The 14,070-nt window shown below is 70.4% G+C and carries 13 protein-coding genes; 5 read left to right on the top strand and 8 right to left on the bottom strand.

Annotation, left to right across the window (positions count from 1 at the left end; all coding sequences use genetic code 11):
- From ON29_RS34885 to rimP, 4 genes are all read right to left on the bottom strand, one after another.
- Positions 1-619 (bottom strand): translation initiation factor IF-2 N-terminal domain-containing protein (locus tag ON29_RS34885; RefSeq protein WP_306307222.1); only part of this gene is annotated, 619 nt, incomplete at its 3' end.
- 51 nt (positions 620-670) lie between these two features.
- Positions 671-1,003 carry a YlxR family protein gene (locus ON29_RS19265; RefSeq protein WP_040868140.1) on the bottom strand — a complete coding sequence of 111 codons (333 nt, stop codon included), beginning with the start codon at positions 1,001-1,003 and terminating at the stop codon, positions 671-673.
- A gap of 122 nt (positions 1,004-1,125) precedes the next feature.
- Entirely contained in the window at positions 1,126-2,154 is a 1,029-nt protein-coding gene (gene nusA / locus ON29_RS19270) for a transcription termination factor NusA (protein WP_040868142.1), read from the bottom strand.
- Positions 2,151-2,816: a ribosome maturation factor RimP gene (gene rimP, locus ON29_RS19275; protein WP_040868144.1), complete on the bottom strand. Its 666-nt coding sequence runs from the start codon at positions 2,814-2,816 to the stop codon at positions 2,151-2,153. The genes nusA and rimP overlap by 4 nt, the downstream gene beginning before the upstream one ends.
- Before the next feature lie 160 nt (positions 2,817-2,976).
- On the opposite strand from rimP, the gene ON29_RS19280 reads away from it, so the two are divergent.
- Both ON29_RS19280 and ON29_RS19285 read left to right on the top strand, forming a co-directional pair.
- The gene (locus ON29_RS19280) at positions 2,977-3,573 is read left to right on the top strand and encodes a hypothetical protein (RefSeq protein ID WP_306307223.1); all 597 of its coding nucleotides are present in this window, start codon (positions 2,977-2,979) and stop codon (positions 3,571-3,573) included.
- Positions 3,570-4,004 carry a ferritin-like domain-containing protein gene (locus tag ON29_RS19285; RefSeq protein WP_040868148.1) on the top strand — a complete coding sequence of 145 codons (435 nt, stop codon included), beginning with the start codon at positions 3,570-3,572 and terminating at the stop codon, positions 4,002-4,004. The genes ON29_RS19280 and ON29_RS19285 overlap by 4 nt, the downstream gene beginning before the upstream one ends.
- A 102-nt stretch (positions 4,005-4,106) precedes the next feature.
- Here ON29_RS19285 and ON29_RS19290 read toward each other — a convergent pair whose 3' ends face one another.
- Both ON29_RS19290 and ON29_RS19295 read right to left on the bottom strand, forming a co-directional pair.
- On the bottom strand, positions 4,107-5,858 hold the full coding sequence (locus ON29_RS19290; protein WP_040868150.1) for an acyl-CoA dehydrogenase family protein: 1,752 nt from the start codon (positions 5,856-5,858) through the stop codon (positions 4,107-4,109).
- A 187-nt stretch (positions 5,859-6,045) separates the two neighbouring features.
- The gene (locus ON29_RS19295) at positions 6,046-7,803 is read right to left on the bottom strand and encodes a proline--tRNA ligase (RefSeq protein WP_040868151.1); all 1,758 of its coding nucleotides are present in this window, start codon (positions 7,801-7,803) and stop codon (positions 6,046-6,048) included.
- Positions 7,804-7,861: 58 nt separating this feature from the next.
- On the opposite strand from ON29_RS19295, the gene yaaA reads away from it, so the two are divergent.
- From yaaA to ON29_RS19310, 3 genes are all read left to right on the top strand, one after another.
- Positions 7,862-8,605, top strand: a complete 744-nt coding sequence (gene yaaA / locus ON29_RS19300) for a peroxide stress protein YaaA (RefSeq protein WP_040868152.1) — start codon at positions 7,862-7,864, stop codon at positions 8,603-8,605.
- Positions 8,606-8,893: 288 nt separating this feature from the next.
- A complete protein-coding gene (locus tag ON29_RS19305; RefSeq protein WP_040868153.1) occupies positions 8,894-10,384 on the top strand; it encodes a CoA-acylating methylmalonate-semialdehyde dehydrogenase in 1,491 nt (496 codons plus the stop codon).
- A 72-nt stretch (positions 10,385-10,456) separates the two neighbouring features.
- A complete protein-coding gene (locus tag ON29_RS19310; protein ID WP_040868227.1) occupies positions 10,457-10,870 on the top strand; it encodes a PPOX class F420-dependent oxidoreductase in 414 nt (137 codons plus the stop codon).
- 7 nt (positions 10,871-10,877) lie between these two features.
- Here ON29_RS19310 and ON29_RS19315 read toward each other — a convergent pair whose 3' ends face one another.
- Together ON29_RS19315 and cobA are read right to left on the bottom strand one after the other, a co-directional pair.
- Positions 10,878-12,338 (bottom strand): MFS transporter, encoded by a 1,461-nt coding sequence (locus tag ON29_RS19315; protein WP_040868155.1) that lies wholly within the window; start codon positions 12,336-12,338, stop codon positions 10,878-10,880.
- A gap of 270 nt (positions 12,339-12,608) precedes the next feature.
- Positions 12,609-13,883 carry a uroporphyrinogen-III C-methyltransferase gene (gene cobA, locus ON29_RS19320; RefSeq protein ID WP_051175388.1) on the bottom strand — a complete coding sequence of 425 codons (1,275 nt, stop codon included), beginning with the start codon at positions 13,881-13,883 and terminating at the stop codon, positions 12,609-12,611.
- Between the last annotated feature and the right edge of the window lie 187 nt (positions 13,884-14,070).

The following is a 14,070-nucleotide window of genomic DNA, read 5'->3' on the forward strand; positions in this document are numbered from 1 at the left end:
CCGGACGCGGCGCCACCCTGACGCTGGCCGCCCTGGGCGGGGGCGCCGGGACGCTGCTGCTGCTGCCCGGGACGGGGCCGCCCGGCGTCGGCCGTGGACCGGCCGGAGCGGGGGCGGAACTCGCGGTCGCGCCGGAGGCCGCGGCGGCCTGCGGGGCGACCGATTCCTGAACCGGGGGCTTGGGCGACGGCGCAGGCCCCGGACGCGCGGCGGGACCCGGCTTCACGGCCGGGGATTCGCCGGTGCGCGCGGCGGGAACGACGGTCTCCTGCGCGGTCGGCGCCGGTGTGGGCGTCGACGGACGGGGACCGGGACGCGGGCCACCGCCCGCGGGCTTGGGGGCCGGACGGCCGGACGGGCCGGGACGCGCACCCGACTTGTTGCCGTTCGACGGGGCGGATTTGGTCGCGAACGACTCACGCAGCCGACGCGCGACGGGAGCTTCCACCGTCGAGGACGCCGACTTCACGAACTCGCCTTGCTCCTTGAGCGTTGCGAGTAGTTCCTTGCTCGTGACACCGAGTTCTTTAGCCAACTCGTGCACGCGGGCCTTGCCTGCCACTGCTCTCCTCACTGAGAGGTCGAGCAGCTCCACCGTTCTGGGGACGGCGGCCCGCACGACCTCGGGTTATCTCCGATGGACGTTCATCGTTGGTACTTCACGGTGTGCTCATGAGTGCTCGTGCCTGTTCTCGAGGTAATGCTCCAGGGCTGAGATATCCAGATGTCCGGACACTCGTAGTGCTCTGCCGATCGCTCGGCGCCGCTCTGCCGCGCGCAGACAAGCCGAAAGGGGGTGCAGCCAGGCACCCCGTCCGGGAAGTCTGCGCCGCGGATCGGGAACGATCTCGATGACCTGAGAGCCGTCGCCGGCCTCGAGGTCCCGAGCCACGATCCGCAACAGATCGCCGGCCAGTTCGCGCTTCCGGCACCCGATACACGTCCGCACCGGAGCGGCTCGGCGCTGGGGCGCCGGGTACTGCTCGGTGGTGCGGTCGGGCATTGGAGCCGAGGGCTCGGACTGAACCTTCGACCACTCTACCGCTGCCACGCTCGGAACGCCGAACCCCTCCCCCACGGAAGTTACGAACATGTCATCCCGAGCACTCCGCGAGGGGGCTCCGGTCAACTCCGATGCGCCTCCGTTCGCACGGATCCGCCCATGTCAGGGGCGGCGTCGCTGCGGATATCGATGCGCCAGCCGGTCAGCCGCGCGGCCAGCCGGGCGTTCTGCCCCTCCTTGCCGATCGCCAGGGAAAGCTGGAAATCGGGCACTACGACGCGGGCCGCCCTGGCCTCGGCGTCGACAATTGTGACCGAAACCACTTTCGACGGCGAGAGGGCATTGCCCACGAAGGTCGCCGGATCCTCGGCGTAGTCGATGATGTCGATCTTCTCGCCGGCCAGTTCACTCATCACGTTGCGCACGCGTTGCCCCATCGGCCCGATACAGGCGCCCTTGGCGTTGACGCCGGGCACCGTGGTGCGCACGGCGATCTTGGAACGGTGACCCGCCTCGCGCGCGACGGCCACGATCTCCACCGAGCCGTCGGCGATCTCCGGCACCTCCAGTGCGAACAGGCGCCGCACCAGATTCGGGTGGGTGCGCGACAGCGTGATCTGCGGCCCGCGCGGACCACGGGAGACACCGACTACGTAGCACTTGATCCGGTCGCCGTGCTCGTAGGTCTCGCCCGGCACCTGCTCGGCGGGCGGGATCAGTCCCTCCGTGCCGTGCAGCTCGCTGCCGATGCGCACCACGACGGTGCCGCGGGCGTTGGCGCGCGCGTCGCGCTGCACCACGCCGCCGACGATGTCGCCCTCGTGGGTGGAGAATTCGCCGAAGGACTTCTCGTTCTCGGCGTCGCGCAGCCGCTGGAGCACCACCTGCCTGGCGGTGGTCGCCGCGATCCGGCCGAACCCCTCCGGGGTATCGTCCCATTCGGAGATCACGTTGCCGTCGGCGTCCAGTTCTCGCGCCATCACCCGGACCACGCCGGTCCGCTGGTTGATGTCGATGCGCGCGTTGGGCTGGTGGCCCTCGGTGTGGCGGTACGCGGTGAGCAGCGCCGACTCGATCGCGGAGATCACGGTCTCGATCGAGATCCCCTTGTCGGCGACGATCGCGCGCAGGGCTTCGATTTCGATGTTCATTCCACGATCCCTTCGGTCGGCGAATCGGACGCTGTTACGGATTCGGACAGTGCATTCGGTGTTCCTGGGTGCTGCGCGGCGTCGTCGATCGCCACCGCGTCTTCCTGGCCCGGAGCGGGCCGCCCCGGAACGACTCCGCCGGCGAGTTCCAGCTCCCGCGCGCCGGGCGGGGAGAACTCGACTTGGACGACGGCGGTGGCGATGTCGGCGAGCGGGACCGTCACGCGGTGCGGGTCGCGTTTGCCGCCGAGCACCAGCGCCACCGAGTCACCGGTGAGCGCGCCGACCCTGGCCTCAAAGGTCGCCGACCGCTCCGGCGGCTGCGCGCCTTCGCGCAGCGTGACGCGCACCTTCCGGCCGCGCGCCCGCCGCCAGTGCCGGTCGGCGGTCAGCGGGCGATCGATGCCGGGGGTGGTGACTTCCAGCAGGTAGGGCGTCTCGCCGAACTCCCCCGCGTCGTCCAGCAGCTCCGACAGCTCCGTGCTGAGACTCGCGAGCGCGTCCAGATCGGAGGTGTCGCGATCCACGGTCACCTGCACCCGAGCCTGCGCGTCCACGCGCGTGCCCGCCGTCGAGATCTCGACGCCCTCGAGGTCGAATCCTCGGCGTTCGACGAGACCAGCTAAGAGCTGGCTCACCCTTTCCTCGGTCGGCATCGGCATGTGGGCGGCTCCTGGTTCAGTTGTGACGCGGTGGGAAAATTCTCTACCAAAGGTCTAGCGTAACGCGCCACGAGAGTGTAAAGGACCAGTGGTCGAGGAGTACGCACGCCACGACCACCGCTCGTCCGGCGGCGCCCCGTGAGTCTGGCACGATGGTGCCGTGCCCATCCGCCTTCCCGCCCCGCCGCGTGCCGGGCGCACTACCGGCATGCCCTCCGACCGGCACGAGCCCCGCGCCGACGCCCTGGATCGTCGCAGCGCGATCCGTCTCGCGGGCGGTGCGACGGTGGGCGTGCTCGCCCTCGGCGCCGCGGCGGGCTGCACCGGCGACGACGTGGTCCACGAACCGGATCCCCTTGCCGCACAGGAGGTCGCGGCCCGTGCCGACGCCGCGGCGGCGACCGCGGCCATCGCCGTCGCACCCGACCGGCACGCCGCCTTGACGGCGATCGCGGCCGAGCGCACCGCGCACGCTGACGCCTTGCGCTCCGAAATCGACCGCGTCATCGGCGTTTACGCCGACGGCACCAAACCGGCGCACCGCACCCGCGCGAGCGAATCCGGCCCGTCGGCCGTGGCCTCGGGCAGCGCGGTGCCGCCCAACACCCCGCCGAGCGTCGAGACGCTGCGGGCGCGGCTGACCGAGTCACGGAAATCGGCCGCCGATCTGGCCCGCGCCCTGGACGGCTACCGGGCAGGCTTGCTCGCCTCGATCAGCGCGGCCTGCGCGGTGCAGGCGGGGGTGCTGCTGAGATGACCGAAGACGAACGCCAGGCCCTCACCGACGCGTTGAACGCCGAATACGGCGCGGTGTACGCCTACGGCGTGATCGCCGCCTACGCCTCACCCGAGCGCGCCAGGCTGGTTGCCGAGCACACCGCCGCGCACCGCGCCAGGCGCGACACCACCGTGGACACCCTCACGTTGGGCGGCGCGACGGTGCCGCCGCCCGACGCGGCCTACACGGTCCCGTTCCCGGTCACCGATCCGATCTCGGCCGCGCGGCTGGCCGTCACGGTCGAGTCCGACACCGCCGTCGCCTGGCGGTCGGTGGTCGAACGCGGTGCGTCCATGGCGATCCGGCGCGCCGGTGTCGACGCGCTCACCGAAGCCGCCGTCCGGCTGGCCACGTGGCAGTCGATCCTCGGCGCCGACCCGCCCACCATCGCGTTCCCCGGCAAGGCCTGATCCGGCGCCGACCCGAAGCGCCGCGGGCATTCTCGCGGCGAACGGCGAACGGCGAACGGCGGCCCGGTGCGGTGCCCGGCCGCCGTCGGCTCGACGCGCGACCTACGGCCGCATCTCGTAGGCGCCGTTGTAGGAGGCCACCTCGGCCCACACCCGGTCGAAGCGCGGGCGGTCGGCGACCGGCGGCCGCAGCGCCGAGGCCGCCCAGCCCTGCTGGGCGGGGCTGGCCGACGGCTTGCCGTACAGGGATGTGGCGTAGGCGTTGAAATCGCGGACCTGGAAGTCGAAGATCTGGTCGATCAGGTCGCGATCCAGGCCGGTGATCGCGGCCTGCTCCAGGATCAGCTGGCCGTAGACCACCAGCGAGAACAGGTGGCCGACGGTCAGCATGAAGTCCAGGTCCTTCTGCTGCCCGGCGTCCGGCGCCGCGGTGGTCAGCAGCGTGCGCAGCGCCTGCGCCTGCTCGTAGAACCGGCCCACGTTCGGGATGTCGGCATGCTTGTCGTAGATCGGCGTCCAGTCGGCGAAGCGCACCTTGCCCGCGCCCCGCGCCGGGCCCTGCCGCCAGAAGAACGCGTCGTCGGCCGCGTCCTGCCGGGTCCCGATCTCCGGGTAGTCCTGCGGGTCGAACAGGTAGTTGGGCATGAACTTCAGGATCTGCCCGACGTTCACGTGCACCGTGCCCTCCAGCCGGGGCAGCGTGCTGATCAGCCGCTGCACCTCGGCGAAGTAGGTGTTCTTCTCGAATCCCTTGGCGGCCAGCACATCCAGCAGCAACGTCATGACGGTCTCGCCCTCGGAGGTCACCTTGGACTTCGTCATCGGGTTGAACAGCAGGTACCGGCGGTCCTCCAGGCTCGCGCTGCGGAAGTAGTCGACGGCGCGGTCGCTGAACAGCTTCATCGCGAGGATGCGCGCGTAGGCGTCGACGAAGTTCGCCCGCACGTGCGGGAAGTCGGTGACCGGGTTGCCGTAGAGGATGCGATTGCCCGCGTGCGTGATCGCCTCGTAGAACGAGTGCTCGACCATGCCGATCCCGCCGTGGCAGAGGTTGAACTTGCCCACGTTCACGGTGTTGAGCGCCGCGGAGAATGCCTCGGGCCCCGTGTGCAGGATGTCCTCGGCGCGCACCGGGTAGTTCTCCAAGCGGAAGGTGCTGACATACATCTGCTGGTGCACGACGTTGCCGAGCAGGCGGTAGTTCTCGTGCCGGGAGTCGGCGGCGAACCAGACGTACGCGTCGGCGCCCTCGAGATCGGCGCGGCGGGAGAACACCGACACCATGCTGGCCACGTTGCCGTTGCCGATGTAGTACTTCTCGCCGTTGGCGCGGAACAGGATGCCCGCCTCCGCGTCCGCGCTGCCCGGTTCGGTCGGGGTCAGCACCAGGTCGGTGTTGTAGATGTCGGCGCCGTGGGTCTGCTCGGACAGACCGAACGCCATCACCTCACCGGCGAGCAGGTCGGCGGCGGCACGTTTCTTGGCCGCTTCGTTGTCGCTCTGCCAGATCGGGCCGAGGCCGAGAATGGTCACCTGCTCGGCGTACCAGTACGCCAGACCGTAGAAGCCGAAGATCTCCGACAGCGCCGCGTTGCGGGCGGCGTCCCAGCGGCGATTCGGGTCGCCGTCGGCGTAGGCCGCCGGGGTCAGGAAGGTGGCGAACAGCTTCTCCTTCTTCACGAAGTCGAGGAAGTCGGCCGTCCACACCGCGTTCGCGTCGTCGGCGAGCAGACGCTGTTTACCCCGGCCCTCGAACCACTCGATGGTGGCACGCAGCAGACGCCGCGTCTCCGCGTCGAACTGCTGCGGGTCATAGCTGGCGGGGTTGAACAACCGCGCGTCGGTGTTTGTCATGCCGGTTAACTTACCAGCGGGTAACAGCAGTCAGGACACGGTCCGCGGATCTGTGACCAGCGAATTCAGGTTACGGTCGCGTAAGTAATCGCCGCCCGGTCGCGGGGCTGCGAGCGCCTTCCCCTCGGCCTCGCTACTCGACAGGGAACGGGCCCCGGCGGATTCCGCCGGGAGCCGTTCACGTCGGTCAGCCGCGGACTCTGGCCACCACCGCGTCCACCGCGGACGCGGCGGGCAGTTCCTCGGTCTCGCCGGTGAAGCGGTCGCGCAGTTCGACCTTGCCCTCGGCCCAGCCGCGGCCGATCACCAGCACCAGCGGCATGCCGAGCAGTTCGGCGTCCTTGAACTTCACCCCCGGCGAGGCGGTGCGGTCGTCGAAGAGCACGTCCAGGCCCTGAGCGTGCAGGCCCGATACCACCTCTTCGGCGCCCGCGCGAGCGGCGTCGTCCTTGTTGGCGATGACGACGTGCACGTCGTAGGGCGCGACCGCGGCGGGCCAGCGCAGCCCCTTGTCGTCGTGCTGCTGTTCGGCGATCACCGCCACCATGCGGGAGACGCCGACACCGTAGGAGCCCATGGTCAGCCGCACCGGCTTGCCGTTCTCACCGAGCACGTCCACCTCGAACGCGTCGGTGTACTTGTTGCCGAGCTGGAAGATGTGGCCGATCTCGATGCCGCGGGCCGCCACCAGCGTGCCCCGGCCGTCGGGCGAGGGGTCGCCGTCGCGGACCTCCGCGGCCTCGATGGTGCCGTCGGGCGTGAAGTCGCGGCCCGCGACCAAGCCGACGACGTGCTTACCCGGTTCGTCGGCGCCGGTGATCCAGCTGGTGCCGGTGCCGACCCGCGGATCGACCAGATAGCGAACACCGTTGGCCTGCAGCGCCTTCGGGCCGATGTAGCCCTTGACCAGGAACGGATTCTCGGCGAAGTCGGCTTCGGTGAGCAGCTCCACCTCGGCCGGTTCGACCGAGGCGCCGAGGCGCTTGTCGTCGACCTCGCGGTCACCGGGAATGCCAATGCCGAGGATTTCGGTCTTCCCGTCCGGGTGACGCAGCTTGACCATGACGTTCTTCAAGGTGTCGGCCGCGGTGACCGGACGACCGTAGCGCTCGGCGATACCGGCGCCGTTGGCCCAGTCCACCAGCGTCGCGATGGTCGGAGTGTCCGGGGTGTCGTGCACGACGGCCTCCGGCTGTCCTTCGATCGGCAGCGGTTCGGGAGCGGGCGTGACCACCGCCTCCACATTGGCCGCGTAGCCGGATTCCGGGCAGCGCACGTAGGTGTCCTCGCCGACCGGGCTGTCGGCCAGGAATTCCTCCGACGCGCTGCCGCCCATCGCGCCCGAGGTGGCGGCCACGATGACGTACTTGACCCGCAGCCGATCGAAGATGCGCTGGTAGGCCTGGCGGTGCGCGTCGTAGCTGGCCTTGAGGCCGTCCTCGTCCAGGTCGAACGAGTAGGAGTCCTTCATCACGAACTCGCGCCCGCGCAGGATGCCCGCCCGGGGACGCTCCTCGTCGCGGTACTTGGTCTGGATCTGATACAGCGTGACCGGCAGGTCCTTGTAGGAGCTGTACTCGCCCTTCACGGTGAGGGCGAAGAGCTCCTCGTGGGTGGGGCCGAGCAGGTAGTCCGCGCCCTTGCGGTCGCGCAGCCGGAACAGGCCGTCGCCGTATTCGGTCCACCGGTTGGTGGTCTCGTACGGTTCGCGCGGCAGCAGCGCGGGTAGCGAGATCTCCTGGCCGCCGATCGCGTCCATCTCCGCGCGCACCACGTCCTCGACCTTGCGCAGCACGCGCAGGCCCAGCGGCAGCCACGAGTAGACACCCGGGGCGACGCGGCGCACGTAGCCGGCACGGACCAAGAGTTTGTGGCTCGGCACCTCGGCGTCGGCGGGATCGTCGCGGAGGGTTCGCAGGAACAGGCGGGAGAGGCGGGTGATCACGGAAGCACAGGGTAGTCGCTGGCCGGACGCCGTTCCCAGCGCATTACCGTATTCGTTCGTGCTGGTGCTGCTGCCTCCTTCCGAAACCAAGTCCGATGGCGGCGCCGGGGCGCCGCTCACCCTGGACTCGCTGGCGATGCCGCAGCTCACGGCGGTCCGCGCACGGCTGATCGAGGAAGTCGTGCGGTTGGCGGCCGACCCCGAACGCTCCCGGACCGTCCTGGGGCTCGGCAAGGGGGCCGACGGCGAGATCGCCCGCAACGCCGCGCTGCGCACCTCCCCGACCCGTCCCGCGCTGGAGCGCTACACCGGCGTCCTCTACGACGCGCTCGACGCCCGCTCGTTCACCAAGGCGCAGCGGGCCAAGGCGTATGCCCGCCTCGGCATCGGCTCCGCCCTGTTCGGCGCGGTCCGCGCCTGCGATCCGATCCCCGCCTACCGGCTCTCCGGCGGCGCCAAGCTGCCCGGACTGCCGACCCTCTCGGCCGTCTGGCGCGACGAGCTGGCCACCGCGCTGCTCACCGAGGCCGCGGGCGAGCCGGTCGTCGACCTCCGCTCGGGCACCTACCAGCAGCTGGGCCGGGTGCCCGGCGCGATCACCGCCAACGTGCTCACCGAGCACCCGGACGGGTCGCGCACGGTGGTGAGTCATTTCAACAAGCACCACAAGGGCCTGCTCGCCCGCGCCCTGGTGCTCACCAGAGCCGAACCGGCCGACGTCCGCGGTGTCGCGCGAGTGGCGGCCAAGGCCGGGCTGCGCGCCGAGATAGCCTCGCCTACCGAGCTTCTGATCATCACCTGACTTCGTCCGGCCGTTCGGCGGTGAGCGCCGCCGGCTCGGCATCGAGGTCGGCGCGCCGCCGTCTCGTAGCGGCGGCGAGCGGTGGGTGTCCGGAACGAGTACGGCTTGGCCCGCCCCGCCGTCGGATCACGGATCGGCAGCTCGGGTGCCCGATTCCGCACCGATCGCCGGAAGACCGGGAAAGGTGTATGCCGGACAGTGGTGGTCAGACGGCGTTCTCGCGATGTCACGACCGTAAGCGGTGGAACCCGCGGCACCGCCGATGCTCACCGAGCGAATCGAGGAGACATGCAGACCATCGCGCACTGGCTCGACGGCAAAGCCTTCGCGGGCACCAGCGAAGCGACGGCGCCGGTGACCAACCCGGCGACCGGCGCGGTGACCGGGCAGGTCGCGCTCGCGGGTGTCGCCGACGCCCGCGCGGCGATCGACTCCGCCGCGAAGGCGTTCCCGGCGTGGCGGGACACCTCGTTGACCCGGCGCACCCAGATCCTGTTCCGCTTCCGTGAGCTGCTGAACGAGCGCAGAGAGGAGCTGGCCCGGCTGATCACCGCCGAACACGGCAAGGTGCTCGCCGACGCGACCGGCGAGGTGGGCCGCGGCCTGGAAGTCGTCGAGTTCGCCTGCGGCATACCGCATCTGCTCCAGGGCGGCTACACCGAGAACGCCTCGACCAAGGTCGACATCTTCTCCGTCCGCCAACCGCTCGGCCCGGTCGCGATCATCTCGCCGTTCAACTTCCCCGCCATGGTGCCGATGTGGTTCTTCCCGCTCGCCATCGCCGCGGGCAACACGGTGGTACTCAAACCGAGCGAGAAGGATCCGTCCGCGTCGCTGTGGCTGGCGCGGCTGTGGGCCGAAGCCGAACTGCCCGCGGGCGTCTTCACGGTGCTGCAGGGCGACAAGGTCGCGGTCGACGAATTGCTCGACAACCCGGGCATCAAGGCGGTCTCTTTCGTCGGATCGACGCCGATCGCCCGGTACGTCTACCAGCGCGGCACCGCCGCGGGCAAGCGGGTGCAGGCGCTCGGCGGCGCGAAGAATCACATGGTGGTGCTGCCGGACGCGGACCTGGACCTGGCCGCCGACGCCGCGGTGAACGCCGGGTTCGGCTCGGCGGGCGAGCGGTGCATGGCGATCAGCGTGGTGGTCGCGGTGGGCGGGGCGGCTGACGAGCTGGTCGGCAAGATCGCCGAGCGGGCCGCGACCATCCGGACCGGCGACGGCACCCGGGGCGCCGACATGGGTCCGCTGGTCACCCGGGCGCACCGCGACCGAGTCGCCGGGTACATCGCCGCGGGCGAATCCGCCGGGGCCACCGTGGTTCTCGACGGCCGTGGCGTCGAGGCCGACGGCGCGGCCGAGGGCTTCTGGCTCGGGCCGACGATTCTCGACCATGTCGCCACCGACATGAGCGTCTACACCGACGAGATCTTCGGACCCGTGCTGTCGGTGGTGCGCGTCGGCAGCTACGACGACGCGCTGGCACTGGTCAACGCCAATCCCTACGGCAACGGCACCGCCCTGTTCACCAACGACGGCGGCGCCGCCCGCCGCTTCCACAACGAGGTCGAAGTCGGGATGGTCGGCATCAACGTACCGATCCCGGTCCCCATGTCGTACTACAGCTTCGGCGGCTGGAAGAACTCGCTGTTCGGCGACGCGCACGCGCACGGCGCCGACGGCGTGCGGTTCTTCACCCGCACCAAGGCGGTCACCACCCGCTGGCTCGATCCCAGCCACGGCGGGCTGAATCTCGGTTTCCCGCAGAACAAATAGGCGGCGCCCATCGAGTACGCCGCGAAGGAACCGGCGGGAATGTCGTGCCGGGCCACGTTGTTCGCTCAGAACGTGACCACTACCGCAGAGCTTTCCGATGCCCTCAAGAAGTACCTGGACGAAGAGAAGGTGTTCGCCACCGCGGCCACGATCGGGTCCAACGGGCAACCGCACCTGACCGTGATCTGGCTGAAGCGCGACGGCGACGATCTGCTGTTCTCCACCACGACCGACCGTCAGCAGGGCAAGAACCTCGCCCGCGACCCGCGCATCACCGTGCTGATCAACCCGCCGGACAACCCGTACGTCTACGCGGAGATCCGTGGCACCGCGACGATCACCCCGGACCCGGACAAGACACTGCCCGACGAACTCTCGGCGAAGTACACCGGGCAGAAGTACGCGGATTTCAACCCGGCCTCGGTCGACGACGGACCGCGGGTCATCGTGCGCGTGACACCCCGGCGGGTGGTGGGCCGCTTCTAGGCGCGGCTCACACCTGCTGGGCTTCTTCCTGGGCGTGCTGGGCCATGGCCAGTTGCTGCGGAGTGAAGCGCAATGTCAGGGCGACCAGTCCGGCCGCGAACGCGATCAGAGCGCAGACGAACAGCACCAGGGTGTAGCCGTCGCCCAGTGCGGCGATCTCCGCGGAGGTCATCCCGGCCACCTTCTCGGTGCGGCCGCCGAGCGACAGCGTGCGGGAGGCGGCGATCGGGGTGAGCAGGCCGATGGCCACGGGCGTGGCGAGGTTCATGAACATCTGCCCGACCGCGGCCAGCGGGCCGATATTCGCCGGTGGCACACCGACCAGCACACACAGCGGCGAGAGCACCATGGCGATACCGACGCCGAAGCCGATCACCACCAGCAGGGGCAGCAGCGTCGCGAAGTACATCACCTCGCCGTCGAGGGTCGAACCGAAGAGCAGGCCGACGCCGAGCACCACCGCTGAGCCCGCCAGCAGCCAGCGCGGCGCGATGTACAGCGCCGCCTTGGAAGCCACCGCGCCGCCGACGCCGATGCCGACGGTGAACGGAATGGCCGCCACACCCGCCTTGAGCGGACCGTATCCGATGACGTTCTGCATGAACTGGGCGACGAAGAAGGTCATCGCGCCCAGCACCCCACCGGCGAGGAAGATCAGCAGGAAGGTGGCCACGCGGTCGCGGCTGTCGAACAGCGACCAGGGCAGCAGCGGGTCGTCCACCCGTCGTTCCAGCGCGATGAAGACGATCAGCAGCACCACGCCCGCGATCAGCGAACCGATGATCGCCGGGTGTCCCCAGCCGATCTCCGGCCCCTCGGTCGCGCCGAACACGATCGCCGCGCAGGCGATGGTGCCGAGCACCGCGCCCGGGAGGTCCAGCGCCGAGCGGTGGTGTTCGGTGTCGGCCAGTTTGTAGGCCGCGCCGAGAATGATCAGCGCGCCGATCGGGACGTTGATCAGGAAGATCCACCGCCAGGACAGCTGGGTCAGCGCGCCGCCGACCACGAGCCCGCCCACGGAGCCGATGCCGACCATCGAGCCGAGGATCGCGATCGCCTGGTTGCGCGCCTTGCCCGGCGCGAAGGTCGTCGCCACGAGCGCGAAAGCGGTCGGCGCCGCGATCGCGGCGCCCGCACCCTGGATGGCTCGCGCCGCGAGCAGCATCGCCTGATTCTGCGCGAGCCCGCACAACAGCGAGGCCAGGGTGAACACCGCGACACCGACGACCAGCATGCGCTTGCGGCCGAATGCGTCGCCGAGGCGGCCGCCGAGCAGCATCAGGCCGGCGAAGGTGAGTCCGTAGGAGGTCACCGTCCACGCGCTACCCGCGCTGGACAACCCCATCTCCTCTTGCAGCCGCGGCAGCGCGAAGATCACCACCGTGCCGTCGAGCACGACCATGAGCTGCAATCCGCTCAGGACTAGGATCGCGAGCCCGAAGGCCCGCTGCGTCACTGGATACTGCATCGTCGCAGCGGGGTTCCGAAGCACAGTGAGTCACTGTAATTGATGCCGGGCCCCGCTTCGCCCGCCCACCGATCCGGCCGGGCCCGCGACGAGCACCGGCCCCGCCGATCCCGCGGGTGGGTGTCGTCGCGCACCATCAGCGGTATCGGGTCGAGGTGGTGGGCCATCGCCGGTGCTCCTTCCCCACTCAGGACGAGCAGCCGTCCTGGTCGACCGGGCCGCCGCCGTCACCGCGCGATTCGGTTCGAATCGCCGCGGTGGCCACGAGCGTCATCCGGCCGCGGAGTCGGCGTGCGGGACGATCGAGTCGGCGGAGAATCCGGCGGTCGGGCCGATCACCACGATCGCGGGTGGGCGGATGCCTTCGGCGCGCACCCGGGCGGCCACCGTGCCGAGATCGGCGCGCAGCACGCGCTGGGTGCGCAGCGTGCCCTCCTGGATGACGGTGGCGGGTGTGCCTGCCGGTCGCCCGCCCTCCAGCAGCGCGGTGGCGAACTGCTCGATCCGCTCCACCGCCATCATCAGCACCAAGGTGCCGCGCAGCCGCGCCAGCGCGGGCCAGTCCACCAGCGAATCCGGGTGATCCGGCGCGACGTGCCCGCTCACCACGACGAACTCGTGGGTGACACCGCGATGGGTGACCGGGATGCCCGCCGCGGCGGGCACCGAGATGGGACTGGTGACACCCGGCACCACCGTGACCGGAACCCCGGCGGCGACGCAGGCCTCCACCTCTTCGTAGCCGCGCCCGAACACGTACGGGTCGCCGCCCTTGAGCCGCACCACGAACTTGCCCGCTTTCGCGCCTTCGATCAGCGCGTTGTTGATCGCTTCCTGCGCCATGGCCCGTCCGTACGGGATCTTGGCGGCGTCGACCACCTCGACCTCGGGCCCGAGTTCGGCGAGCAGTTCCGGCGGCGCGAGCCGGTCGGCGACGACCAGATCCGCCCTGGCCAGCAACCGCCGCCCGCGCACGGTGATCAGGTCGGGATCGCCGGGCCCCCCGCCCACCAATGCGACACCGGGCGCGATGGGGGTCGAGTCGTCACTCACCACACCGGATTGCAGGGCCTCCAGCAACGCGTTGCGCACGGCCGCCGACCGACGGTGCTGCCCGCTCGCCAGCACGCCGAGGGTCAGCCCGTCGTAGCGTGCGGTGGCGGGGGTGACCGCGGTGCCCAGCCGTGCGGTGTCGGCGCGGACGCAGAAGATCCGCCGCCGGGTCGCCTCGTCGACCACCGCCGCGTTGGTCTCGGGCTCGTCGGTGCAGGCGATCGCGTACCAGGCGCCGTCGAGGTCGCCGTCGGCGTATTCACGCAGCGTGACGGTGATCTGTCCGGAGGTGGCCATTCCCTCGACCGCGGGGGTCACCGCGCGACTCACCACGTGGACGTCCGCGCCGGAGGCGATCAGCAGTCCCAGTCTGCGCTGCGCCACCGATCCGCCGCCGACCACGACGACACGCCGTCCGTGCAGATCGAGCCCTACCAGGTAGTTCGGGTCGCCGGTGGGCTGGTCTTGCGTTGCGTCTGACGTGTTCGGCACAAGTTTCGAGCCTACGGCGTGGCCCTCCGGCACCGGCAATCGCCCGGCGCGCCCGCCCATACACGTTCCGGCGAGCAGGCGCGACGATCACCACGGGCCTGCGCCGAGCCGCGCTCAGGGCGACGCCCGCCACACCTACTGTGACCAGTGGTAGCAAGCGTTTCGACCGTCGGCGACGGTAGGTTGC

This window comes from Nocardia exalbida NBRC 100660 (assembly GCF_000308575.1).
GTDB lineage: Bacteria > Actinomycetota > Actinomycetes > Mycobacteriales > Mycobacteriaceae > Nocardia > Nocardia exalbida.

Bases quoted from the DNA above. Each gene is read 5' to 3' on its own strand.
- ON29_RS19265 (WP_040868140.1), bottom strand. From the start codon at position 1,003: ATGCCCGACCGCACCACCGAGCAGTACCCGGCGCCCCAGCGCCGAGCC.
- ON29_RS19285 (WP_040868148.1), top strand. From the start codon at position 3,570: ATGACCGAAGACGAACGCCAGGCCCTCACCGACGCGTTGAACGCCGAA.
- nusA (WP_040868142.1), bottom strand. From the start codon at position 2,154: ATGAACATCGAAATCGAAGCCCTGCGCGCGATCGTCGCCGACAAGGGG.
- ON29_RS19305 (WP_040868153.1), top strand. From the start codon at position 8,894: ATGCAGACCATCGCGCACTGGCTCGACGGCAAAGCCTTCGCGGGCACC.
- rimP (WP_040868144.1), bottom strand. From the start codon at position 2,816: ATGCCGATGCCGACCGAGGAAAGGGTGAGCCAGCTCTTAGCTGGTCTC.
- ON29_RS19290 (WP_040868150.1), bottom strand. From the start codon at position 5,858: ATGACAAACACCGACGCGCGGTTGTTCAACCCCGCCAGCTATGACCCG.
- ON29_RS19315 (WP_040868155.1), bottom strand. From the start codon at position 12,338: ATGCAGTATCCAGTGACGCAGCGGGCCTTCGGGCTCGCGATCCTAGTC.